This window comes from Shimazuella sp. NTD250 (assembly GCF_059510375.1).
The window spans coordinates 73,562-99,445 of record NZ_JCAJZS010000004.1 but is presented as its reverse complement, the minus strand read 5'-3'; the positions used below and the strand labels follow the sequence as shown (position 1 = coordinate 99,445).

The following is a 25,884-nucleotide window of genomic DNA, read 5'->3' as shown; positions in this document are numbered from 1 at the left end:
CCATAAAATGAAGGCGAAAACTTCAACTCAATCACTTGTAACAATCCAATTATTTTCGCAGATAATTAAATGCCTTAATCTGCCAAATACCCTTTGCTTTCTGAGTAGTATCATTGTCTGTAGTATAAGGCAATTTATAAGACTTTGTCTATCTAAAAGATAAAATTCAACTTTAGATTTTTTAAATGAATTCGCACAGAAATGATATTTAAGTTAAATATGGCTGTTTTGTTAAATTATGAAAGCACTTACAGCTTCCATTCTAATTCTAACTGGTAATCTCCTAAATTCATATGATTGCTTTCTTCTAGGGTGAACTGACAAGTGATACTTTTGGAAGTCCTGACATAGGAATGCGTATGGACAATCATCTCTATTTGACCTCCGGGCAGCTCCATCTTACAGAGGATCGGCTCCCCTACTACATACGTTTGTTGATAGCGAATAGGTCCCTTTCGCAATATAATCATTTTATCTTCATAGGAAAATATCCTTACGGTTGAAATTTGTTCCCCTTCCCCCTCTTGATATAAAATCTGCAATTCGCCTTCGGTTTGCAAAAATTCAGCATCGAATTGTTGTTCAATCACTTCTGGATAATCGCTATCTGCTGCATGGATCGTTGATTTAATAAACAATGTTTTAGGCATACTCTCACCTCTTTTTATAGAATACAGAAATAGGGCCCTAAAATAGCCCTATCTGAGTAGATATGAAAGTAAAATTTTATCTTATCTACATAAGTGCAACTAGGCCTCTGTCTGCGCCTTGAAAGGCTTGCCAGTCGTCAAGTTTTCTTTATAAAACCTAATAGCATTTCTCGAATAATTTTTGCCGCAGTTATCGGTGTTTTTTCTGAAGGATCATAAGCTGGCGCTACTTCTACTAAATCTGCTCCGACCACATGGACAGATGAACGTGCTACAGCATGAATACTACTTAGCAACTCTCGAGTGGTAATCCCACCTGGTTCTGGTGTGCCAGTCCCTGGAGCATGAGCTGGATCTAACACATCAATATCTATGGTTACATACACAGGTCTCCCCCCAAGGCTAGGCAGCACTTGCTCTAATGGTTGCAAAACATCAAAGGGATAAAAATGAATGCCTGCTGACTTTGTATAATCTACTTCTTCTCTTGTCATCGAGCGAATACCAAACTGGTATACATTTTCCCCACCGATTAACTCTGAGATCTTATACAGCGGTGTAGCGTGGGAGTACATCTCCCCTTCGTAATCACTGCGCAAGTCAGCATGTCCATCGAAATGAAGGACTGCTAGATTTGGATATTTTTTCGCCACTTGTTCTACTACAGGCCAAGTAACTAAATGCTCCCCACCCATGCCAATAGGAATTTTTCCCAAATCGAGTACTTTCCTTACAAAATCACCTATTTGCTGTAAACTCTTTTCTGGATTTCCAAAAGCAAGGGGGATATCTCCTGCATCATAGTAACAAATCTCTGTAAGTTCACGACCTAGATAATGACTGTACTCTTCATGTACCAATGAGGATTCCCGAATTCGGCTGGGTCCAAAGCGGGCTCCAGGTCGAAAACTTACGGTCCAATCCATAGGCATACCATACAATACAGCAGTCGATACATCTAAATCATCGGATGCACCAATAAACACATTTCCTGCGTATTTGTCATCAAATCGCATCCACTTTACTCCTTATTCTCTGTCAATTCTTGCACAAATACAGGCAGTTGAAATAATGACTTATGCATACTAGCTTGATAATACTTGGTGTCTATCGCAGCAAACTTTGTCTCATCTGCCTCTAATGGATCGTATTGTTTGGAGCCAAGAGTAAAACTCCACAAGCCGCTTGGATAAGTAGGAATGCTTGCTGTATACAAACGAGTTACTGGAAAAGTACTGGAAATATCAGCATAGACTTGACGAATAAGGTCTCTATTAAACCAAGGAGATTCCGTTTGGGCGACCATAATCCCATCTGATCTCAATGCTTCTGACACTTTTTGATAAAAGGGTTTTTGGAACAATCCAACGGCTGGCCCAACGGGCTCTGTAGAATCAATCAAAACAACATCATATGTATTTGGATGCTCTTCAATATGACGTATACCATCTACTACTTGAATATCGACACGAGGATCAGACAGTCCAGAAGCAATAGCTGGGAAGTATTCTTTGGAAGCTTCAATTACCCGGCCGTCAATCTCCGCTAATACAACACGCTCTACAGAAGGGTGTTTTAGTACTTCACGAACAACCCCGCCATCACCTCCACCAACAATCAGCACTTGTTTTGGGTTTGGATAGGTATGAAGTGCTACATGAGAAATCATCTCATGATAGACAAATTCATCTTTATCTGTTGTCATCACCATGCCGTCTAACACGAGCAAATTTCCAAATTGATGTGTTTCTACTACATCCAAAGTCTGAAATTCAGTGACCTCTGAGTGAAGTGTTCTTTTTATTTTTGTAGTAATACCATGATTTTTCGTCTGTTTTTCTGTATACCATAGTTCCATATCCATTTTTTCATTTCTCCCTTACGCATATAAGATATGTTGTCCTTATCCTATCCAAGTCGAGCCTGTTGCATTATTCCACTCACGCATGAATTTTTGTGTATTCTCGCCACAAAAATAAATATGAATGAATTTCCTCTTTTTCCCACAAACTATGTGTGATGTTTTACTAGTATGGTCGTGGAAAAGAGGAATACATCATGAAGAGTGATTCAAACGCTATTGATGATTTCACTTGGTGGAGACGCTTTAAACAAATTAAAAATATCTTTCGATTACTCACCATCTGTGGGTTTATCTGCTCTGTATGTCTACTCGTACTCGTTCTGTATCTCAAATCCAAACCGCTGCCACCACCAGATATCGGTGCATCCAGCATGATTTATGACGATCAAAATATGCTTATGGATCGAATAGATAATGGAGAATTGCGAGAACCTGTTCACCTGAATAAAATCCCAAAAGCCTTGGTGGGGGCCACTCTAGCTGTAGAAGACCAAAACTTCTATCACCATTTTGGTTTTTCTATAAAAGGAATCTTAAGAGCCGCTTGGGCTAATATAAAAGCAGGTCGTGTAACACAAGGCGCAAGTACGATTACCCAGCAGTTAGCAAGAAACTTGTACCTCACTCATGATCGCACATGGAGCCGAAAAATAAAAGAAGCATTGCTCACGATTCAACTCGAACTTCATTATAGTAAACAAGAAATTTTGGAGATGTATTTGAACAAAATCTATTATGGCAATGGAGCATACGGGGTTAATCGGGCTTCTCAAATGTATTTCCAACAACCAGTAGATAAATTAAATTTATCCCAATGTGCCTTTTTGGTAGGGATACCTAGAGGGCCAGCATACTATTCTCCTTACGAACATTACCAACGTGCGAAATCACGACAACACATTATTTTAAATCTTATGGCTCAAAACCATATGATTACCAAACAAGAAGCATATAAGGCGGGTATTGGTGAACTAGCAATTCATAGTCCAACCAAACTAGAAACCCAGAGGGCTAATTATTTTCGTGATTACATCATTCGTACAGCAGTAAATCAGTATGGATTAGATGAGAGCTGGGTTCGCAGCGGCGGCTTAAAAATTTATACCACCTTAAATCGAAAAATGCAAAAAGATGCTGAAAAAGCAGTGACCACAACACTTTTAAATCATCCAAAATTGCAAGGAGCACTATTATCCGTTGATCCTCGTACAGGTCAAATCAAAGCGATGGTAGGAGGTCGAGACTATCAATCCTCTCCCTATAATCGTGTATTTGCCCATCGACAGCCAGGCTCATCCTTTAAACCAATCCTGTACTTAAGCGCTTTGGAACATGGGTTTACTCCTATTACGAAGATTATGAGCCAGCCAACTTCTTTTAGTTATGGAAGTAGCGTTTATCGTCCTAGCAATTATCAACAGAACTACGCCAATAAACCAATTACGTTACGAGAAGCTATTGCCAAATCCGATAACATCTATGCAGTTACAACAGAGTTTCAAATAGGAATCGACAAAGAGATAGAGATGGCAAAACGACTTGGGATAGCAAGCAATCTGTCCCCAACACCATCGTTAGCTCTTGGTAGTTATCCAGTCACACCATTTGAAATGACAGGGGCCTATACTGCCTTTGCAGCTAACGGAAACCGACAAGAATTATTTGGGATCCGTAAAATTGTTGCTTCTGATGGGACAACTATTGTCTCAAACGAACCGAAGTCAACTACTGTTACTACCCCAGCAAATGCTTTTTTGATGACAAATTTACTTCGGAGCGTATTCCAATCCGGCGGTACAGGACAAAGAGTAAAACAAATGTTTTCTGGAGCTATAGCAGGAAAAACAGGTACTACCAATCGTGATGGGTGGTTGATCGGGTATAATCCAAATTTATTAACAACAGTATGGGTAGGCTATGACAAGAGAAGAGCGCTCTCTCATGATAAAGCAAGGCTGTCCCAATATATCTGGGGAAAATATATGAAACAAGTAGCATCGTACCAACCACTCGGGATGTTTAGTATTCCAACAGGTGTAAAAGCCGTCTATATCGATGAACAATCTGGATACTTGGCTAATGAAAATTGCCCAAGTCAAAAAATGGAGTACTTTGCAGAGGGAACGGAACCGACTATACCTTGCCCTGTACAGGAGCAGAACCCTCCATCTCTGTCTCCATCTCTGTCTCCGTCTCCATCTGTATCTCCATCTCGATCTCCATCATTAGTAGACAAAATAGCAAAATGGTTAGGCTTTTAATTAATCAACTAGGTAAAAAAACATCAAAAAAGGCGGATTCTACCAAATGGTGGAAGTCCGCCTTTTTTGTGTCCTAGTAAGGTTCCAAACATTGTAATCCTATCACAACTACAATATCTTACAATACTTTCTAAGTTATGTTCATATTATTGTCACTTATTCAGCGAGTAGTGTCTTTAACTCTTCAGAACTATTTTCCCACATACTTGGATCATGTTTGATGAAAAAGTCCTGCAATTGTTTCTTTTCTTGTTGATCCAATTCATCTAAACGAATTTTACGCTTTAATGCATCATCCATACGGTTTACATGCTGGGCCAAGTTTTTCCAACCTCTTCGTGTTTCCTTATTAACAACCATCGGACATGCTGCAACTCCAGCATAGTATGGACCATGCTCATTACGATCAACTGCTATCCAGACAACCCAGTACAGTTCTCCATCTACTTCATCTTTATTCGTCATAAATTTTATTCCACGTTCCAATGCACTTTTTGCATGAATCAGCCCAAGGTCAATCTTGGCTTGATCTTTATTCACCCAGAGAGCAGATAGATTGCTAAGATTTAAAACACCTGTATGGTAAGCACCGTGTGTCGTCGATTTGCCAGTAACAATTTGAAACTGCGGCTTTTGTTTTTTTTCATCCATCAGAATTCCTCCTCATGATACCTTTAGCTACTAATCTCTAGATTAGCCTCTAAATCAGGTTCCATACAAGAGGAATCTTCCAAAACGCGAGGGATATGAATATGGAAAGTAGTACCTCTTCCTGGGAGACTAGTCATATGAATCTGTCCCCCATGTTCTGTAATGATCCGATGACAAATAGATAATCCCATACCAGTTCCTTCATCTTTTGTTGTAAAAAATGGATCAAAAATACGGTTCATATTTTCAGGTTTGATACCTTCTCCACTATCGTGAATATGAATGCAAACTCGATCACGCATTTCTTTCCAACTCAGTTCAACTCTTCCTTTTACAACAAGTGCGTCAAGACCATTTTGAATCAAATTAATCAATACTTGCTTTAATTGTTCCCCATCTGCCTCCATCTGGACAGGATTTTTTGGGGGATGGCAAGTGAGCTCATGCCCCATCAATATTGCCTTAGGTTCCATCAAACTAAAAACATCATTCATTAACTGATCTAAACTAAATGTTGAATATTTTGTAGGTCGAACCTCGCTCAGATTGAGAAATTGTCTTAATAAATCGTTAATTCGGTCAATTTCTGGAAGGATAATAGATTCCCATTTTTTCACTTCACTTGACTCTTTAGCAGAAATTTGAACAAATCCTCGAATCGAAGTAAGAGGGTTTCGAATTTCATGTGCAAGACCAGCAGCCAGTTGACCCACGGCTGATAGTTTTTCCAAATGCCGTCGTTTTTCTTCTTCATTATGACGTACTCTCCGCTGCTCAATAGCCAGCCGTTCCTCTGCTCTTCGAATGAGCTCATCTGCATTTTTCGCATCTTCTGGATAGGTTGCGGTCCCAATACAATACCGAAGATATGGCAGTTGATTGCGCAGTTCTTCCATTACAATATCTATCGATTGAAGAACATTACGAAGATCTGCATTGTCCGCAAGTAAACCGATTGCAAACTGGTCCCCATCATATCTTGCAAGGTGTACATAAGGCGGCAAATATTTTTTCAAATAAGAGCCTAAGCGAATCAGCAATTGATCGCCAAACTCTATACCTTCTTTCATATTAATGCGTTTAAAATCGGTCAAATCAATGCTGATTACATGGTAAGCTTCATGATTACAACATTTCTCTAAGCCCCTATGAACTTGTTCTTGAAAGCCGCCCAGATTGTATAGTCCTGTCAAATAATCCCTTCGATACGTCTCTTCAATCTCATCATTATAATCCCAAAGACGATGTTGAGCTTCTTTTAGCTTATTGACTAGATGGAGATTTTTTCCACGAATCAAGCGGAGTTCATGGAAGGCATGCCGTACCTTACCGCCAATCCAACTCACGAGAACAAAGGTAATAAATTTAGAAGCCATATCGTAATTTTGGCTGGAATACCAAGAAGTAGAGAATTTAAGCCCCAAATATACACCTGCAAACAACAATGTCATTATACTAATGCGCTCTCGGTCTGATCGAACAAGTACTATCCCAAAGACGATGAGGTACACTGGAAATATAGATAGTTTCAAAGTGAGGGTATCGATCAAAGCTAACATAAACAGAACACAGAACATATATGAATATCTAGGCAAACGGGCAATAGCTCGATTACTCATTAAAAGTAGGCCAGTTAATAAAAGAATAGAAGCAGCTAAAACAGTACTATATAAAAGAGGATGGCTGACAAACCATGGATCAAACACATGATATAAAAATCGAGTATAAAAACGCTGACAATCTTCTTGCAAGTTGATCCTCCTGTTCTTAATCCATCTTTATTTTGGCTGAGTTTACCTTTTCAATCCTGAAAGTGGTATTTCAACTTGTTTCCACTTTTTCCGTGAAGAATCCTCCTAATAATGGGTATTTCGACAAAACATATCAAATTTCGCTATTTTATATTTCTTCGATTATAAGATTTTTAAGCAAAAAAAATACTTTTCCTCATTAGATGGGAAAAGCACGTAAGGGATAAATTACCCTTAACCCATATAATTCACTAAATGTGTAAATCCTTTTTCGTCACGAACCTCTTTTTTTTCGGTTTCTGTTTGATTGGCAACTTTTTCCCACATGGGATAAGCTTCTTCTACAGCAACTTGTTCTCTTTTGAGCAGAGTAAGTTTTTGAGCATCGTCTCCATAAGCATACATTGCTTGTGGTTCATTAACATATTGAGCTTGTCCGACATGACGAGGAACAAACAATTGTTGATCTTGAAGCAAAGTATGCACAACGGTTTCTTTCAAAATATTCTTGATTTCTTCGCTGCGGTAACCGCTTTCCAAGTTCTTTATCCATTGATAAACAGGACCATCATCAGGTGTAAAAGTAACATTGCGCTGAGTAGGAACATAATCACTTTTGGTTTGGATTTGTTCTTTCAACATTCTAGGATCGCAAATGGATTGTAATGGAAAATAATTGTTGCGAAGATAAGATTGGATACAATATTTTACCAACATTGGAAATTGACCTTTTGGCAGAATTTCATACCAGTAACGAACGAGACGATCTTTTTTTCCTAAATATACACCAACTGTGATAGATGACATTTGTAAACACACCTTTTTCCAAAATTTTTCTCATCCAATTTAACAAACTTAAATGCTGAACAATTAAATTTGTTAAATTACTTTGAATTAATAATAATGGTAGCAGTATCCAATAGTCTGCGTCAACAGAATACTTTGTCGAATAAGCTCGTATATTCTCGGAAATGAAAAAAACATGCTTTTTGCATGTTAATTTTCTGTTACAACAGCAAAGATCGCACGTCAAAATCACCAAAAATGGAAAAATTAAACCAATTATACAATCTGCTTGCGAATTCTTCTTATATTGTTATACATTTGTAAATTTTTTAATCTACGGAACATTCCATAGGTAGGTCTAGTGTTTACTTCAAACACCCATATGTTCCCATTAATGTCAAGGCCAGCATCAATACCTAATTCACGAAGCCCTTTGAATCGGTCCGATAATACATATGCAACCCGATATGCTAATTTCTTAAGTTCTTCCATTTTCTTAGGTGCATTATCCGGAAAGACTTTAGCAACGGCGTCCCTCGCAGTATAAGGCTTTCCACCCTTGCAAAAGTTAGTCACGATTTTTCCTGGTGCAGCAAGCTTTGCAGCTATCCCTGTCAGCTCCCATGTATGCTCTAGTCGCTGGAGCATCAAACGAATATCAAATGGACGACCATTTATCGTCGCTAATGGTATTCCTTGTTGAATAAGGTAACGTTTATTAGGCTTTAAATAAGTATCAATGAGTGCATTAACTCTTTCCCTTGGCACAATTTTATGGTGCTTTAAACTTTTACACTCCACTAGTTCATCTATTACTTTCTTTACACGAATAATGCCAACACCACCGCCGCCTTTGTCAGGTTTAACAAATACGGTACCAAATGTATCCAACATGGTAAGCAGGCGATCTTCTCGATACCAAACCGTTTTGGGCATATAGGATTTCATCCATGAATCACGCTCTAAAATGATGGTCTTTAAACCTTTACTGGCGATTTCCTGAAACGCTCTCTTCTTTTTGACAACCATAACTCTCCCTCCTCTAACATCCATCCTATTCCCGAAATACTAGGGAAGCTCGCCCATTTTTACAGTTTTTTTAAGAAGTGTCCAGAATCGAAATAAACACACTCCTTGACAACTCCGCACGGCTAAAGCCGTGGGATTCTTGGGTAGTCCTCCAACCTACAAGGAAATTTACCAAGCTTAGACCGTGAGCCCCACGGCAAGTAATCTTTTACCTTCTTGCAAAATATTTTTGGCCGCATTGATGTCTCGGTCATGGTGAACGTCACATTCTGGGCATGTCCATTTTCGCAGCTGTAGTTTCTTCACTTCTTTATTTTTATAGCCACAACTCGAACAACGCTGGCTAGATGGAAAGGATTTTCCTACTCTCACCAATTTTCTTCCGTATTCTTTTGCTTTGTATTCCAACATCGTAACAAACTCCGACCACGAAGCATCGGTGATCGATTTTGCCAGCTTATGATTTTTCACCATGTTTTTCACTTGTAACGTTTCGATACTGATGACTTGGTTTTCGTTCACCAGTTTCGTGGATAGTTTATGTAAAAAATCATGGCGGGCATGGGTAATTTTCTCATGGATGCGAGCCACTTGGATGCGGGCTTTGTGCCAGTTGGAACCGTCTTTTTTTCTACGTGCCATCGCTTGCTGCGCTTTAGCTAGCTTTTGTTCATAGTGGCGAAAAACTCGGTTCGCATTTATTTTCGTTCCATCATCAAAAATAGCAAAGTCTTTCAGCCCCAAATCGATTCCAATGGCTTCTTTTCTCGCGGGAACGGATCGCAAGTAGCATCCCTCGCAAAGGATGGATATGTTGTATTTTCCTGTTGAGGTTCGACGAATCGTGACAGACAAAATACGACCACTTATTTCTCGGGAGGGGACAAACGTAACCCATCCTAATTTTGGTAATTTGATTTTGTTTCCTTCGATTTCGATGGTCGGTCTGCCATGTTTGGGATAGTTACACTGACTGGTATACGCTTGCACCCGATTTTTCCTACTCTTGAAACGCGGGGCATCGTTTTGTTTTTGGAAAAAGCGCTGAAAGGCGTCCGCAAGGTGTTTCAAGGTATTTTGCAGAGAAGTGGAATCAACTTCTTTCAGCCACTCGAATTCTCGTTTTTTCTCGGTCAAAACACGGGAACAAGTGGAATAGGTCAGCCCTTTCCTGGTCTCTTGATACACTTTGTTCCATTCCCCAAGAAAATGATTGAATACAAAACGGTTGCAACCGATGGATTTGTGGATCAGCATAGCTTGTGCTGGGGTCGGTCGAAGTCGATAGGAAAAGGATTTATGCATGAGATCACCTCCTTGTTGGAATTTTGCGAACATTTATAGATCGTATGTTTGCTATTTGTCAAGTATAGCAAAAAAATAGTCAGACTTGTGAGAGGACAAAAGGTATCCCTCGTCTGACGCTCGCTTCCATCCCACTACCCCTACCGTGGGTTTTCTCGCTCACAATGTTATAAGTTGTTTTCTTACATCTAATTATGCGAAAATAGCTTTATCTGTGGAAACGGGAGTTGGGTAAGTTGAATGCGAAGATTTTAGTAGTGGAAGATGAAAAACCGATCGCGGATATCATAAAGTTCAATTTAGAAAAAGAAGGCTATCAAGTCGAATGTATCCATGATGGGGATGAAGCAATTCAAGCTGCTTTGTCCGCACCGCCTGATCTGATGTTACTCGATTTGATGTTACCAGGATCAGATGGTATTGAGGTTTGCCGAAGAGTGAGACAAGTATCGGAACTGCCTATTATTATGCTTACTGCAAAAGATTCTGAAGTGGATAAAGTAATTGGGTTAGAAATGGGCGCAGATGATTATGTGACAAAACCATTTAGCAATCGAGAATTACTAGCACGTGTAAAAGCAAATTTACGCCGTAGTAAACAATCCGAAGAAAAAACAACGATTCAAGCCCCAGATAAAAATATCTTATCTATAGGAGACTTAGCAATTGATGGTGCGAGCTTTGTGGTGAAAAAGAGAGATAAGACGATCGATCTAACACATCGCGAGTTCGAATTATTATCCTACTTATCAAAACACCTCAATCAAGTATTAACACGCGAACACTTGTTACAATCGGTTTGGGGCTATGATTATTTTGGGGATGTTCGTACAGTTGATGTTACTATTCGTCGTCTACGTGAAAAAATTGAGGATGACCCTGGAGCACCTGGATATATTATCACGAGACGTGGAATCGGGTACACCATGCGAAATCCGCAGTCGGAGTAAACAACATGTTACAAGCATTTAAAAATTTACAATGGAAACTAGTTGTTATATTCTCTCTATTGATTCTCATATCGGTTCAATTAATTGGAGTAACATTTATCAATTCCTTACAAAAGTTTTACTCGGATGACTTTATTGAAAGCTTACGGTCACAGGCCAACTTATTGAATTCACCTATGACCCAAGTACTCGAAGAGAATAAATCCTTAACAGAAACCAAACAGGAAACCGATAAATTTTTGAAACAATTGCTTTACCTGAATACAAAAAACGGTACGACAACTACTGTAGAGATTGAAATATTGGATGATCAAGGATATGTTCTCAGCTCAAGTACCGCCAATTCCAAAAATATAGGTAAAAAGAATTTACGTGCCCAAAATGCTACTGGTAAACTGGATTCCACTTTTATTCGTAGAGATCGAGCTACCGGAAAAGATTATCAAATCTACATCAAACAATTGGAAAATACGAGCCAGCAAAGAATTGGCACCATATATATAGAAGCCTCGCTGGACCCAATCTATGCAAAAATCAGGAGAATTGGCGAACTATTATTCCGATCAGCATCCGTCACTTTGTTTACCACTGCCATTTTAATTATTTTATTATCACGGACCATTACTACTCCGCTAAAAGAAATAACACAACAAGCAACAGCTATGGCAGCAGGAGATTTTAATCAGCAGGTTGCAGTAAAAAGTGATGATGAAATAGGAAGATTAGCTAGAGCCTTTAATTATCTCGCTGCTCATTTAAGACGAGCCCTATCTCAAAATGAAGAAGAACGTGAGAAATTGGAGACGGTACTTGCAAATATGAGTGATGGGGTTTTAGCTACAGACCATAAAGGAAATATCATTGTAAAAAACAGCTGGGTTGAAAAAATGATTGGTTCCGAGATTAAACTTGGTGATCGATTAAAAGATATTCTGCCAATGGAAGAGAATATTGCCTTTCCACTGGATCATGTTCATGAAGAGTACATCGAACTCCATCCAAATGACCCAAACGCTTTTATGATGATTAAAGCTACTTTTACTCCCATCAAGCGCGGTGAAAAAGAACTAGTTGGGCTTATTGCAGTACTCAGTGATGTAACAGAAGAAGAAAAGCTTGATAGACAACGGAAAGATTTTGTCGCCAATGTTTCTCACGAACTTCGAACACCACTGACCACAATAAAAAGTTATCTAGAAGCATTAAAAGATGGAGCTATTCATCAACCGGATATCGCCTCTCACTTTCTCAATGTTGCCGATACTGAGGCAGAGCGTATGGCCCGACTGATAAGCGATCTTTTACAGTTGTCTAGACTAGATGCACGTGAGTCTTACTTTGATAGACAGCCGATAACGATCGAGCATCTGCTACAGCCTGTTTATGAGCGTTTTTCCATGACTTGTAAACAAAATGATATCGCTTTACGGCTTCAAATCGATAATGGACTTCCGATGGTGGTAGTAGATCGTGATAAGATGGACCAAGTTTTGGATAATATCATTTCTAATGCAGTAAAATATACACCAGCTACTGGTTCCATTACAATAAAAGCAATACAAAGCGATTCCGATATGATCCAAATATCCATTTCTGATACTGGTCTTGGTATTCCTAAACAAGATATAAGTCGCTTATTTGAACGTTTTTATCGGGTGGACAAAGCCCGATCAAGGACTCTTGGAGGAACTGGTTTAGGATTGTCTATTGCCCAGGAAATAGTTCATTCCCATAATGGGGAGATATGGATCGAAAGTGAGTATGAACAGGGGACAACGGTCTTCTTTACTTTACCTACAAGGAGCGAGGCTAATGGCATTGATCAATAAAATAAAAACCATTAGTCTGGTGATTCTCGTCATCTCTAGTGTGATTCTTACAGCTGTTTTATGGTATAGTACACCTTCCTATGATGAACAAAACATCGCCTATCTCCCAGCACCTTATATCGCCAAAGATAACTATTATGTCCCGAAATATCTATACCAACTAACTGCACCACCTTTTCTTATTTCTCATACGCAAGGGAAAAACCAATTGATCACACAACAACAGTCCACCCTATTTTCCAAGTTGATACATAACATACATGGAATAAAATTGGATGGATTTGAGGAAATCACTCCAACTACAGATGATTGGAATCTCCTGTTCCATCAGAATAATGGTTTGGAAATGTCTTTTCTTCAAGATTTACCAGTAGAACAACTAGATGCGTTCTTTTTCCAATTATTAAAAAATGAACCTCTTTTTCAAAAAATATCTACCATCAGTAGAGTGTGGTTATTTGAAAATCCTGTGACGAAAAAAAGTAGTATCTGGTTTATTTCCGATCAAGATGGAAAAGTGATCCAAGCAAATACAGATTTTGATGTTAATCAATGGTCCAAAATTTTAGAACAGGTTCAACAGACGCCAAATCTAATGAATCTTGAAGCAGTTCCTACAAATGGAGAAAATCCATGGGACAAAGCAAATCAAAATAAACCTTTTTCTCGTATTCTCTATATGCCGAATGGAAATAGTTCCATTCCACAGTTAACCTATTCCAAACAAACGATCAGCATTGATAGTATAAAAGAGTGGTTATTTCAAGGTGATAACATCGAACCGATCGATCTATCAAAAAATGAATCTGTTTTTATGAATAACAACCAAATCTTAACCTATTACAAACAACAATCATATATGGTGTATGTAGACAACTCAAAAACAGATGGCACCACATCCCTTGGTGTAGGCAATGAAATCGATGTGATTAACACCAAGTTTATGGACAAGCATCATGGCTGGACTGGGAATTATATTTTAGACAAAATGTCTCAGCAAGAGAATGCACATCTGTATACTTTTCGTCTAATAAGCCAAGCGTTGCCGGTCTATTGGGAAGGTGATACCACAAAAAATCCACATTTGGATACGATTCAACTTCAAGCAGGAAGCAGCCTCAATGCTGTATCCAAATATGTACGTTCTTTAAACTACTTGTCAAAAAAACCGACGAAACAGACTAGTTTCACTCTGCCCAATAAAGATTCAATCCTAGCCGAATTAACAAAAAAACAAATACCGATTACTTCCATAAACCGAATCTATCCTATTTACAAAGCGAAAAACAATTCTCATGGACAAGTAGTAATGACTCCTTGCTGGCAAATTGAACTATCTAATGGCGAAAAGGTCCAGATAGGAGGCGTGTCGTAATGGATTGGCAACGAGCGCAAAATTATCTGATTACAGCTTTCGTCTTAGTAAATTTATTTTTGATTTTTCAAATCCAACAAACGATGGAACAAAAAAACGCCTCCCTTGCAGTGGATAAGATTAGTAATACTCAAATTAGAAGTTTACTTGCAGATAATCGCATCGAACTAGATGTCCCAAGACCAAAAGACGTTGATGAATTAAAGATATGGCAAGGAACACCTACTAAAATCAGTGGTTGGCAAGAGTTAAATCGGGGTTACCAAAAACGTATTGCCCCTAATACCATGACGATACACAATGTGACACAGTTAAATGCAGTACTATCCAAAGAAGTACCTAATTTCTCAGACTATCAGCTGCAATCTAAACCCCACAAACTAACTGGAAAATGGGTATTTGTACAACACATCGATCGTCGACCATTGTATGGAGGAAAAGTAGAAGTCGAAGTAGCAAACAACCAAATTCAATCGATCTATTTGAATCACTTTAACCTACAAGAAACATCAAAAGTATTTGCAGTTACCGACTTTAACACTGCTCTGTACAACTTGATCAATGCAACAGCAAGCAGCAAAACACAACATATCACAAAAATTCAATTGGGATACCAAACACAAGCATATAACAATGGGACATACTTCTTCATTCCGGTATGGAGATTTTGGCTAGATGAGAAACAGTATGATGTCTACGCCATCAGCTTTGGTTCAGTTAAAAGCGTAGAAGTGGTAAAGTAATACACAAAGGATTGACAAGTTAGATCTTTGCGCAGGTCTACAGGGAAAATGGATGTATAGATAGGAGTATTTACTGTGAAGTTTAGTGTACTAGCAAGTGGTAGCTCTGGAAATGCCCTCTACATAGAAACTGAAAATACCCGTCTGTTAGTCGATGCAGGACTAAGTGGTAAGCAATTAGGAGGGAGACTAACACAAATTGGTGTGAATCCAGAAAGCCTCACTGCTATCCTTGTAACTCATGAACATATTGATCACGTAAAGGGACTAGGTGTCATGGCAAGAAGATATCAGCTGCCAATTTATCTAAACGAAGCAACCTATCAACATCTTCCATCTAGTGTTGGAGATATACCCACTTCTATGCTTCATTTTATGGATACAGGTTCCTCTATTTCCATTGCTGATATAGGCGTTGAGTCTATTCCTATCTCTCATGATGCAGCTGAACCGATGGGATTTCGTTTCTTTGAAAAAGATGAATCAATGGCAATCGTTACAGACCTCGGTTATGTCAATGAGAAAATCATCCAATCTCTCGCTGGAGTCCATAGCCTGATTTGGGAAAGTAACCATGATGTTAATATGCTGCGAATGGGAAGCTATCCATGGAATGTAAAACGCAGAATATTAGGAGATACTGGTCACTTATCGAATGAAGACTCAGCAATTGCCCTTTTAGAAATTATAAAAGGAATGGGTGAACAAGTATATCTTGCACACTTAAGTCAAGATAATAACTTGCTGGAACTAGCACATCTTACAGTTAAAAATACGTTAGAAGAAGCTGGTCTTCAAGTTGGAAAAGACATTGTACTCAAAGAAACATATCCAGATAGACCTACTCCCTTACAAGAAGTAAAAATACAATCGGCAATAGTTAGTGCTTAAACTGCATATTATGTGGGGTAGAATCAAATACTTTATGAGACTCCACACGACTGAATTCGTAGGATTCTTAGGCAGTTAACGCACTCAATCCATTCATCACATGATTCAAACCGTGGACTTTCAATAAATGATCTCGAGGGGGAAATCCTATGGGGTACTATAATGACCAATATTACGGTAATAGTCATGGACCGCGTCCACGTCGTCGATCTCTTGTGTTTTTATGTATCGTCTCGGCGATTATCGGTGGACTGATTACACTTTTATTCGTGCCTTTACTAGCACGAATAGGATACTTTGATAACTCACTCGGGCAAAATCAGAATACAACTACACAATATACCCCCAGTAAAACAACGAGTGTCAAAGTCAACTCACAGATTACAGAAGCAGTAAACAAAGTACGGTCAGCAGTTGTTGGAGTTGAAAATCTCGGTAGCTCTGATGATCCTTTTAGTACCGAAAATGTAAAACAAGGAACAGGTTCCGGGATTATCTTTCAAAAATCCGATGGGAAGGCCTTAGTTGTAACGAATTTCCATGTAATTGAAGGGAACAAAAAAGTACAGGTTGTCATTCCATTGAGCAACGATAAATCTAAAACAGTACCAGCAAAGGTTTTAGGTTATGACCAAATTACAGATTTAGCTGTCCTGCAAATTGATTCAGCAGGTGTAACCGAAGTCGCTCAGTTTGGAAACTCTGACACCTTGCAGGCTGGAGAACCTGCGATAGCCATTGGGAATCCACTTGGACCTCAGTTTTCCCAATCTGTAACCGTAGGTGTAATCAGTTCACCGAAACGCACAATTGATGTAACGGAAACAAATGCTACCGATGTTATTCAGACAGATGCAGCGATTAACCCCGGAAATAGTGGGGGGGCTTTGGTAAATGCAGCTGGTCAAGTCATTGGTATCAATAGCTTAAAAATCGCCGAAAGTGGAGTAGAAGGACTTGGATTTGCTATTCCTGTTAATGACGCTCAACCTGTCATTCAACAACTGATCAAATTAGGGCATGTACCTAGACCATACTTAGGCGTTCAACTTTATGATTTACAAGAAATGTTACCTTCTGCATGGGATGAATTAAAACTTCCTCAATCTGTACAAACCGGTGTTTTAATCAAAACAGTTGATGCAAACACTCCCGCTTCCAAAGCCGGATTGAAATCACGTGATGTAATTGTAGCAATCGATAAACAATCTATCGCCAATAGCTCTGAACTGCGTAAATATCTGTATACAAAGAAGATCGGGGATAAAGTTACGCTGACAATTTATCGTAGTGGAAAAAAATCTACCGTATCTGTAACTCTTGCAGAAGGGCCTTGATGAAATAGACAAGACAACCAAAAAGATTTATCATAAACAATGCTTCGCTATATAGCGGAGCATTATTTTTATAGTAGATAAGAAAATATAAATCAATAAATCAAGTGCAACTAGGCCTCTGTCTGCGCCTTGAAAGGCTGGCAGTCGGCAAGTTTTCTTTAGAGGATGTGGATAGAAATGTATGCCTGCAAGGAACATATCGACTATGTAATGGAAGATTTTATCGACAAATACGCAGTAGCTCCAACGATGGAAGTAATTGATTCGGACGACCATAAAAGTTGTGACTGGTGCAAACAACCTGCTGCTTATTTTCTAACAGTAGAAGAAGAGACGGAGGAATCAAACCTTGCAGATTAATATCATCGCAGTAGGAAATGTAAAGGAAAAATACTTGAAAGACGCTTGTGCAGAGTATCAGAAAAGGTTACAAGCTTATACGAAACTTACTATTTTTGAAATCGAAGAAGAGAATAAGGGGAGCATTACCACAAGAAAACAAAAAGAAGGAGAAAAAATCATCAAGAAAATTTCAGATGATACTTTTGTCATTGTCTTAAGTATCGAGGGGAAAAGCTTCTCTTCCGAGCAGTTCGCTGAGAAAATAAACCATTTAGGAACATATGGAAATAGCCATCTTACCTTTATTATTGGCGGTTCCGATGGCTTATCTTCTGAAGTGATACAAAAAGCAAACCTACAGCTCTCTTTTTCCAAATTGACATTTCCTCATCAATTGATGCGTGTATTTTTGCTGGAACAAATTTATCGAGGATTTAAGATTATTCGAGGGGAAAATTATCACAAGTAAGTTTATTAGTTGAGGCCAGTTTTTTGCTTTGCATAATTTATGATTTTTTCTTGGTTTGTGCTTTTAGCAAAATCCATTGCTTCTTGAAGGCGGCCTTCACTTGCATAAGCTCGAATGATTGCTTTTCCTATTCGAACATTAACCGGTACTTGCCTATATAGCTCAAGAATTGTCTTGTTTTCTCTTTTATAAACCGCTTGCTCAAATTGAATGATGACGGAGTTACTCTTGATTGGCAGAAGTTTTTTTAATTGATCCCTCTCCTCCAAATACTGAACAATGCTTTGAGCGTATGTTGAATCTAAATCTAATGCTTTTTGAATCTGCCCTGTTCTCACATATGTATACAAAACTACTTTTTTATCCTCTGAAGACAAAGAAGAAAAATTTAGCTGTTTAAATATCTTTTCAGCAGCTTGATATTTGCCTGTAGCAGCATATCGGACGCCATTTTGCAAAAGAGCTGTTTGTTGTTGTTGATTTGGAACAGGGTCTGCATGATTAATCTTTTGCTTAGGCAACAAAAAGGGGGTGAGAAGGGCGAGTACACCAAACGTTATGGCAATCCATTTCGGTTGGATCACTATTTTCTTTTTTTTAGCACCATTTCCATTTTGATTAGAGACAGAAGGTAAGACTTGCCTTGGTTTTGTAGGAATCAAGCTCCATTTCTTTTTGGGCTTTGCTTGATCCTCGATCGCTATACGATTGGTATAATCAATATTTTCTAGTTCAAACCAAGTCGATGCCTTTGCTAATTTTTTTCCAATATGGGAATACGCAGGATGGATCTTTGCGCCTACTTCTTTTCCCCATCTCTTTATTTCTCCAAAAGACATATTATCTGTCAGCAAATAAAAAATGAGCTGTTTGATGGATTCCAATATCACATCAGGTTCACGGTCTGGAAACAGCCCCTGAACCCCGCGAAACAAAACTTTCACCTCATTTGAGGGGCCAATTACAATATTGATTGGCTGATAGAAGGTATATACTTCTTCTTGTCTCTCAAAATATTGACCGAGAAATATTAACTGTGTCACGATCTCGGCAACATTATTGGCTAAACGAAATTTCTCCAATGGCATATAGCCTGGGTCTATTTCAAAAAAAACCCGAAATACCCCTTCTTGCATAGCACTTTCAAATGTAAACGGCACTGCACAGTCTACATCTGGCACAGCCTCACTATACTCTTCATAACTATGTATCCGCACTTTTGATATTGGCAACTCATAGCGGACTTGATTGCCATCTAATACAAATGTTCCATCTTCACACTGTATTCGTTTCATATGTAACTCCTCTGCCAAAACATTGGTGATTTCATTCCTTTGTAAAGGAATATATACCTACTCCAGATGAGCAAATTCACTAACATTTCATTCCAAATCCGCTAATCCACCCCAAAAAGTAGTACTTTGGAACCGTAGGTTCCAATATGCACGTCTTCCGCGTCTGTTGTAAAGAGCAACAAAGGACGCTTCAGCCGTGCAAAGCGAGACTAGGAACGAAGTGACGTAGCGAGACTTGTGCCCTTGTCTGAGGCGCATATCTTCGCTTGGTATTTTTTGTATCTATTTTTGCTCAAGTAGAGTACCTATTAAAAATAATCTCCCTTTCTTCTCATTACTTCATTTATTATCTTTCCACCCCATCCCAAGGGATATCTTTTGCATCTATCTCTAAGTGATCTCTTGGTTGCTGCCTTTCCAAGCTTCGATCAGTCGCCTGTAATTCCTCATTTGCTTTGAAAATATCGTCTATGTTTTTCCATTTCCCATCGACATAGACTAACTGTGGTTGAAACTGACTCTTTTTATCAAAATGACCTAGCAACACATCGCAGTTTTGAAAAAGCACCCGATCTTTATAAGAAATTTGATATTCTGGAATAATCATATTATTTCTTGCAGAAGTAAAACCATTCCCTGTAAATGGATTGTAAGGTACGTTATCTGAAACTTCACCTTTCTCGTTTACTGTGATCTCTCGTTGAAATGGAACTTTACTTTTTTCACCTACATCTGGACCTGAAAAATATACAGCATACATCTTTGTATCATCTCCATCCAGATGATCTGATCCTTCAAAATCCAACCTTAGAACACTGTAGATGAGTTCCTCTTTCGTAAAGTTATCTTGATAGAGGCGAGGATCAGCAACAAAACCTACGATACCATCGAAATTCCTCTCTTTCGATGTTCCTAAGTAACTATCTTTTTCTAACTCATGGAAAACTCTTACCCCTTCCTGTAAAGGTGGTATCTTTTCTCGTGCTTCCTTTATAAACTTCCACTCTTGATCTGTCATACAACAAGCTGGTAAGTGAATTAGACTCATCAACTTCGTTAATTCATCTTTACTATAACCAGCCTTTTCTAAAGCTTCTGAGAAATGATTAGCGGTAAATCCTTCTCTTTTTACCTCTGCGGAGCGCGCGAATTTGAAATAAGTTTCAGGGGTATCGTATATATCTTTAATTATTGTAGCTATTTTACTTGACGATAATTTTAGCTGCTTTACCTCGGATTTAGCCATATCAATTCGACTCCGTAAGTCAATTACTTCTTCATTATTTATACGTCCTAGTTTTTCCATGTCATCTTTTATATACTCTATACAATTTCCGTTGAGTTCCATTTGCTCTTTTATTTTTTCAGCGAACACATCATCTCTAGAGATTTCATTTAACCTTGCAATCCCTTTTAATGAATCAACACCTTCTACAATAGATTTAATCTCTTTAAATTTTCCCAAAATATTTTTTGATGCCAAAATTTCTTTTGAATTAATGCTCTTTAGTGTAGAAGTACTTCTCTTCTTAACTGTAGGTTTACCAAAATCTTTGAACTTCCCTCGAGACAATACCATATTTTTTTTGCTAAACAAAATTCTATTCATCATATTGTCTGATAATAAATAATTAATATTAAATACTCCTTTACTATACAATTTAGAAAGGATAGAACTAGTGACTTTCTATTAGCCTATCCTTTTTTACTATTTCTATAGTACTTCTTTTAATCTCTAATATATTTCCGATCTAATACCAATCCATTTTTGTCATAGTAAACAATGATTATAGATTGATCTACACCATAATTCTTCATTCCATATACCTGAGAAGTTCCTGTGTCCGTTATTTTCTCATTTCCAATGGAATCCAAAAAGAGAATATTTTCTATTTTATCCTCTGTTTCTTGCTTGCCTTCACCTATTAATATGTGTTTTTCTAAATCTCGTATCATTCTTCTTTTAAACTGCTTTGCTAAAACATATTCCAATTCTTGATAGCTTACTAAAGAACCATGTTTGTCATAGATATACTCCCAATGACCTTCTTCTTCCAATGATCTTCCATAATAACAGACGGTCCTATCTCCATCTTTCACTTCTTTTTTTAGTGATAAAGACTTCCTACCCAACATTTCCTCCACATAATGCCTCGGCGCCCCAATCATATCGGACAAAGCTCTCATCCTTTCTTTTTCTATGGTTTTCATTACTAATTTAAATCTCATCTCTGCGAACAAAGCGTTTTTGCTTAATTTCATCTTTGGAATTGTACATGATACGGTAGATAAAGATATCTTTACCGCCTCTGTTCAGACCATATTTTTGAACTGTCGTTCTTTCATTTAGCCGTTCTAATTCTCCTAATGGGATATATCCTGCTGATGCGAGAATTTTTTCTACTTCTGCTTTTTCGGTTCCCATTAAGATTTCTTCTTTTAAAAGTTCCATTCTTTTATGATAAAGGTATTGTAATTGTTCTTCGATCTCTTGATAAGAGATCAGCTTTTGTTTATCGTTGTAGACAAAGTGCCAATATCCGTGCTCATCTTCGACTTTGCTATAAGAACAATTGAAAAATCCTTCTTCTATTTCCGCCTCTTTTTTCGGTACAAATTGATGCTCACCAGCTAGATACTCCTCTACTTTTGAGCGTTCTTCTCCTCTTAAATCCTTCATTCTTGCCCGGATGTATTCTCTGTCTCGCTGCTCCTCTTCATATCTGCCAGTAAGACCTGTGTCGTTAAGTGCAACTTTGAAAAAGAAGTTTTCCAAGTCTTCTGGGGTAGCATCGGGAATATTTTCTTCCACATGAACCATAAATTGTTTCAATACTTCCCTTATTTGATCTGTATGATCTTCTATATCTTCTGAGGAAGCTGGGCTTGCAACCGCACCGATCTCTTTTAGTTTTTGATCAAGTAAAGCTTCTTGTTCAGGTTTGAGGTTTCGCCGTATCCGCTGTTCTAATTTAGTAACTCGCTGTTGTCTGTCAATTGCTTTGAGCAGATCATCTATTTCTTGGTATTCATCCAAGCCTAAGTCCCCCTTTGGAAAAGGCTTTTTAATCCACGCTTTTTTGTTGCATATCCATAAAAAACGCACGTAACAAATCGAATTTTTGTTCTGAGTAATTGGGAGCAGTTGGTGATAACTTTGCCAATTGATCATCTAGCTCTTTTGCCAATTCTGCCGATAAATTCGCACGAAGACGACTTTCCAGCTGCTCCACTGCCTGAAGAAGGTTGGTGTCCGTGTTTTGCTCTTGTTGTGTGTTGACTGTTTCTTCTTTTGATTCTTCCTTTTGTACGGAATCTGGTGTAGCTCCCACTTCAAAAGCCATTGGTACTCTGTAGTCAAAACGACTTTGTCGATTATATTCATGTAAGATACCTTTAAAAAACTCCCATTGGTACACTTTTCGTAATTTTGCTGGATACATTCCTGAGATTAGTAACATTCCCTCATCTCGGCCCATTCGAGAAAGCTCATCAGGTGTAATCAACATTCGTTCCCCATACTGTTCGGATAAGGAAGAATTCTTTTCTTTCCCTTGTGTTTTGGAAGTGGATTTGGTCTGAATCGTTGTTTTCCCGATCAATTCAGAGAAGTATTCCGCAGTCATCTTATCATCTACTCCAAGGAGATACCGCAGGCTACAGTTTCCAATAATTCCTTCTGCTTTTTCTTTCGTATACTGATCGACTAGCTGCCCCATCGATTGCACAATGGTACTTATACTGATACCATAACTGCGGCATGTCGCTAATATTTGTTCAAACCTTGGGATTTTCCCGATATTTACAAATTCGTCGAGCAGAAAGTTAACTTTTACAGGCAGCTTGTTATAATTGTGATCTGCTACATAGTAAAGACGTTGGAACAATTGCGTGAAAAAAGTAGAGGTTAAAGGTTCCCATGTCGCATCTGCAATCGGCAGGATACAATAGATCACCATCTTTTTCTTCCCTAGATCATCGAGGGAAAAATCACTTTTCTCTGTAAACTTGCGGACATCAGATGCGTCAAACTTCGATAAGGTAATCCCCAAGGAGATAAAAATACTTGCCCTTGTCTTGTCTTCCGCCATACGAACGATGAGATAGGATTGATATGCAGGGTGATCAGGAGGCAACTTTCCAAAAAACTGATCCAACTTTTTGGGAGTACGTCCTTGCACTGTAAGGATTTCCTTCACTTTGGCGAGGTTGGCCTCTTCGGGACACTCATAACGAACATATAAGAGTAGTGTTTTTAACAAAGCAATCTCTGATCTCGTCCAAAAATCATTTTCCGAATTACTTTTATCCCCGGAATTAGCTACGATGGTAGTCGCTACTTGTTCAGCCTCAATCTCTTTTGTAATGTAATCAAGTGGATTGTAGCGGTCACTGAGATTCATTTCCAAAAAATTAACCAAGTGAACTTCATAACCTTGTTCTTGTTTTAATTTCGCGGTCGCCTCATAGATTTCCCCTTTCGGGTCGGTGACCACAATCGAGCGTTCCTGTTCATGAATAAGGTTGGTTAAGAGATAAGATTGCGTTTTTCCTGATCCTGGTGAACCAACAATAAAAACATTGCGATTTGGTATTATTGTCTCTTCTGGTAAAATAAGAGGTCTGTTTCCAAGGAGTCCTAGCATGATTCCAGATGGATTCTGCAAATTTTCCTGTGCACTTTTTTTCCACGTATTTCTAGCAAAGTAGCGGTCATTCATCAATTCCGATTTCTTGGCAAAACGGGAAGTACCATGAGCCCCATAAGATGCCGCTTGTTTATATCTTTTTCCTGATAAGAACAAAAAGGTTTTATAAGTAAAAAAGCAGAATAAAAAGAGAACAATCACTTGAAACTTGATAAAAAGATCAAGGGAAATAGCTTTACTGATAATCTCTGATAAATTCGCCCAATCAACGGTATCTTTAAGCATTCCAGTGGGAATGGCTACTAAGATGACCGCAAGAACTATATCGATGAGAAGAACTCCTAGCAATGCTAGGAGTAAAGCTCCAATGAAAGGACGAATATATTGTTTGAGTTGAATATCACATCATCCTCAACTTTATTAAATTTTGGTAAAGACAGAAGTAACGAAATTCGTTATTTTTGATGCTCCTGTTGAATGCATCCATTCTTTCAAAAATTTAGGAGTTCTAATTAATAAAATAAAGAATCCAACACTTAAAAAATAATTTACTATGCTCATAACTACACCTTCTTTAGTTGGTACGAGCATTTTAAGTCCCATAACAAGGATCAATATTTGTATAGACTGAGTAAATATTACTGCGAGTAGATGCTTCCACCAACTAGGAAATAAATTAAACTCCTCATTTAAACTAGTTGCTATCGCAATAGGACCAATGACAATTAATAGTACTATTTCTGCATAACGTATAACCGTTTGGAAACAGAAAATCACAAAGGCAATAGCAATAATTGCAATTAAAAATAATACGATATTATAGTTGAGGATTAGAAGTCCTGAAGCTGCTACTAAATAATACATCTTATCGTATATTGTTATACCACCTACTATTGTTGTTACAATTTCTTTATTTAGTTCAACTAGTTTTTCAAATATCCAAGGTAATGTTCCTAGCATTGCTGCTGCAAAAATCACTTTACGTAATAAGGGCATCAGTTGTGACTGATTTTCTTGGATTGCATACAACGACAAAATACGAATGGCTTGATACGAAAGAAATAGAAGCAGGAAAGTCCAGGAAACATTTCGAAAACCTACAGAGTAATACTTGAATGTGTCACTATCAAGAACTGTGCCATTAAATAAAATTTTATTCAGAACAGAACTAGCCTCTTTAATAATAGATCTAGATTGATGGTACATGGATTTCTTTATCTGACACCCAATCATTTCCCAATCACAATCTTTATACTCTTCTTCTGCCGCTTTCAATGCTTTATCTGCTTTTTGCGATTCCGTTTTTGCTTTTTCCCATGCTTTTTTTGCTTTTTTATATGCTCCTTCTGCTTTCTTTGCTTCTGTATCTGCTGTCTTCCATTCTTTATCTGCTTCTATCCATTCATTATTTTTATCTTGTATATCTTCTGGGTCTTCTTTATCTTTCTTAGCTTCATCCAAGATTCTCTTAGCGTATCTTACATCTACCCCAGCTTCATCTGCTTTTGATCTAGCATTATCCGCATTATTCTTAGCGTCTTCCTTTGCTTGCCTAGCATCTTCTACTTTTTGCTTAGCATCTTCTGCTTTATCCTCAGCTTGTTTCACAGGGTCAGCAAACGAAGATTCTACCGTGAAAAAATTTACAACTAAGAAACTTATACAAAGAAGCAAGAAAAAGTTTATATACGTTTTATACATGTTTTT

At 38.1% G+C, this 25,884-nt stretch carries 23 protein-coding genes; 9 read left to right on the top strand and 14 right to left on the bottom strand.

The window, feature by feature from the left end:
* Positions 1 to 248: 248 nt before the first annotated feature.
* The 3 genes from AC5WOF_RS11330 to speE all read right to left on the bottom strand — a co-directional run bounded on the left by AC5WOF_RS11330 (position 249) and on the right by speE (position 2,508).
* On the bottom strand, positions 249 to 650 hold the full coding sequence (locus tag AC5WOF_RS11330; RefSeq protein WP_496050068.1) for a YwiB family protein: 402 nt from the start codon (positions 648 to 650) through the stop codon (positions 249 to 251).
* A gap of 137 nt (positions 651 to 787) precedes the next feature.
* Entirely contained in the window at positions 788 to 1,666 is an 879-nt protein-coding gene (speB, locus tag AC5WOF_RS11325; RefSeq protein ID WP_496050067.1) for an agmatinase, read from the bottom strand.
* A 5-nt stretch (positions 1,667 to 1,671) separates the two neighbouring features.
* Positions 1,672 to 2,508 (bottom strand): polyamine aminopropyltransferase, encoded by an 837-nt coding sequence (gene speE / locus AC5WOF_RS11320; protein ID WP_496050428.1) that lies wholly within the window; start codon positions 2,506 to 2,508, stop codon positions 1,672 to 1,674.
* Positions 2,509 to 2,708: 200 nt separating this feature from the next.
* Here speE and AC5WOF_RS11315 point away from each other — a divergent pair, with 200 nt between their 5' ends.
* Positions 2,709 to 4,775, top strand: coding sequence for a transglycosylase domain-containing protein (locus AC5WOF_RS11315; protein ID WP_496050066.1), 2,067 nt, complete (start codon positions 2,709 to 2,711; stop codon positions 4,773 to 4,775).
* A 156-nt stretch (positions 4,776 to 4,931) separates the two neighbouring features.
* Here AC5WOF_RS11315 and AC5WOF_RS11310 read toward each other — a convergent pair whose 3' ends face one another.
* The 5 genes from AC5WOF_RS11310 to tnpB form a co-directional block, all read right to left on the bottom strand.
* Positions 4,932 to 5,426 (bottom strand): YwhD family protein, encoded by a 495-nt coding sequence (locus AC5WOF_RS11310; protein ID WP_496050065.1) that lies wholly within the window; start codon positions 5,424 to 5,426, stop codon positions 4,932 to 4,934.
* A gap of 23 nt (positions 5,427 to 5,449) precedes the next feature.
* Positions 5,450 to 7,177, bottom strand: a complete 1,728-nt coding sequence (locus tag AC5WOF_RS11305) for a sensor histidine kinase (protein ID WP_496050064.1) — start codon at positions 7,175 to 7,177, stop codon at positions 5,450 to 5,452.
* Positions 7,178 to 7,411: 234 nt separating this feature from the next.
* A complete protein-coding gene (locus AC5WOF_RS11300; protein WP_240875309.1) occupies positions 7,412 to 7,984 on the bottom strand; it encodes a hypothetical protein in 573 nt (190 codons plus the stop codon).
* Between the two features lie 255 nt (positions 7,985 to 8,239).
* Entirely contained in the window at positions 8,240 to 8,992 is a 753-nt protein-coding gene (locus AC5WOF_RS11295) for a YheC/YheD family protein (protein ID WP_496050063.1), read from the bottom strand.
* Positions 8,993 to 9,169: 177 nt separating this feature from the next.
* Positions 9,170 to 10,297 carry an IS200/IS605 family element RNA-guided endonuclease TnpB gene (tnpB, locus tag AC5WOF_RS11290; RefSeq protein WP_496050062.1) on the bottom strand — a complete coding sequence of 376 codons (1,128 nt, stop codon included), beginning with the start codon at positions 10,295 to 10,297 and terminating at the stop codon, positions 9,170 to 9,172.
* 236 nt (positions 10,298 to 10,533) lie between these two features.
* Between tnpB and yycF the strand changes: the two genes are divergently transcribed.
* The 8 genes from yycF to rlmH all read left to right on the top strand — a co-directional run bounded on the left by yycF (position 10,534) and on the right by rlmH (position 18,233).
* A complete protein-coding gene (yycF, locus tag AC5WOF_RS11285) occupies positions 10,534 to 11,247 on the top strand; it encodes a response regulator YycF (RefSeq protein ID WP_496050061.1) in 714 nt (237 codons plus the stop codon).
* Positions 11,248 to 11,252: 5 nt separating this feature from the next.
* Positions 11,253 to 13,076: an ATP-binding protein gene (locus tag AC5WOF_RS11280; protein WP_496050060.1), complete on the top strand. Its 1,824-nt coding sequence runs from the start codon at positions 11,253 to 11,255 to the stop codon at positions 13,074 to 13,076.
* On the top strand, positions 13,060 to 14,451 hold the full coding sequence (gene yycH, locus AC5WOF_RS11275) for a two-component system activity regulator YycH (protein WP_496050059.1): 1,392 nt from the start codon (positions 13,060 to 13,062) through the stop codon (positions 14,449 to 14,451). The genes AC5WOF_RS11280 and yycH overlap by 17 nt, the downstream gene beginning before the upstream one ends.
* Positions 14,451 to 15,194, top strand: coding sequence for a two-component system regulatory protein YycI (gene yycI, locus AC5WOF_RS11270; RefSeq protein WP_496050058.1), 744 nt, complete (start codon positions 14,451 to 14,453; stop codon positions 15,192 to 15,194). Before yycH ends, yycI begins: the two co-directional genes overlap by 1 nt.
* A 75-nt stretch (positions 15,195 to 15,269) precedes the next feature.
* The gene (locus AC5WOF_RS11265; protein WP_496050057.1) at positions 15,270 to 16,085 is read left to right on the top strand and encodes an MBL fold metallo-hydrolase; all 816 of its coding nucleotides are present in this window, start codon (positions 15,270 to 15,272) and stop codon (positions 16,083 to 16,085) included.
* Positions 16,086 to 16,234: 149 nt separating this feature from the next.
* A complete protein-coding gene (locus AC5WOF_RS11260; protein WP_496050056.1) occupies positions 16,235 to 17,422 on the top strand; it encodes a S1C family serine protease in 1,188 nt (395 codons plus the stop codon).
* A 177-nt stretch (positions 17,423 to 17,599) separates the two neighbouring features.
* A complete protein-coding gene (locus AC5WOF_RS11255; RefSeq protein ID WP_496050055.1) occupies positions 17,600 to 17,782 on the top strand; it encodes a CxxH/CxxC protein in 183 nt (60 codons plus the stop codon).
* Positions 17,772 to 18,233, top strand: coding sequence for a 23S rRNA (pseudouridine(1915)-N(3))-methyltransferase RlmH (gene rlmH / locus AC5WOF_RS11250; protein WP_496050054.1), 462 nt, complete (start codon positions 17,772 to 17,774; stop codon positions 18,231 to 18,233). Before AC5WOF_RS11255 ends, rlmH begins: the two co-directional genes overlap by 11 nt.
* 5 nt (positions 18,234 to 18,238) lie before the next feature.
* Here rlmH and AC5WOF_RS11245 read toward each other — a convergent pair whose 3' ends face one another.
* The 6 genes from AC5WOF_RS11245 to AC5WOF_RS11220 all read right to left on the bottom strand — a co-directional run bounded on the left by AC5WOF_RS11245 (position 18,239) and on the right by AC5WOF_RS11220 (position 25,878).
* Positions 18,239 to 19,528: a hypothetical protein gene (locus AC5WOF_RS11245; protein WP_496050053.1), complete on the bottom strand. Its 1,290-nt coding sequence runs from the start codon at positions 19,526 to 19,528 to the stop codon at positions 18,239 to 18,241.
* 346 nt (positions 19,529 to 19,874) lie between these two features.
* Positions 19,875 to 21,188 (bottom strand): hypothetical protein, encoded by a 1,314-nt coding sequence (locus tag AC5WOF_RS11240; RefSeq protein ID WP_496050052.1) that lies wholly within the window; start codon positions 21,186 to 21,188, stop codon positions 19,875 to 19,877.
* A 68-nt stretch (positions 21,189 to 21,256) separates the two neighbouring features.
* Positions 21,257 to 21,706: a hypothetical protein gene (locus AC5WOF_RS11235; protein ID WP_496050051.1), complete on the bottom strand. Its 450-nt coding sequence runs from the start codon at positions 21,704 to 21,706 to the stop codon at positions 21,257 to 21,259.
* A 40-nt stretch (positions 21,707 to 21,746) separates the two neighbouring features.
* Positions 21,747 to 22,565 carry a hypothetical protein gene (locus AC5WOF_RS11230; protein ID WP_496050050.1) on the bottom strand — a complete coding sequence of 273 codons (819 nt, stop codon included), beginning with the start codon at positions 22,563 to 22,565 and terminating at the stop codon, positions 21,747 to 21,749.
* A 28-nt stretch (positions 22,566 to 22,593) separates the two neighbouring features.
* Complete coding sequence (locus tag AC5WOF_RS11225) at positions 22,594 to 24,525, bottom strand: VirD4-like conjugal transfer protein, CD1115 family (RefSeq protein WP_496050049.1); 1,932 nt, start codon at positions 24,523 to 24,525, stop codon at positions 22,594 to 22,596.
* A 72-nt stretch (positions 24,526 to 24,597) separates the two neighbouring features.
* Positions 24,598 to 25,878 carry a conjugal transfer protein TrbL family protein gene (locus tag AC5WOF_RS11220; RefSeq protein WP_496050048.1) on the bottom strand — a complete coding sequence of 427 codons (1,281 nt, stop codon included), beginning with the start codon at positions 25,876 to 25,878 and terminating at the stop codon, positions 24,598 to 24,600.
* Positions 25,879 to 25,884: the final 6 nt, after the last annotated feature.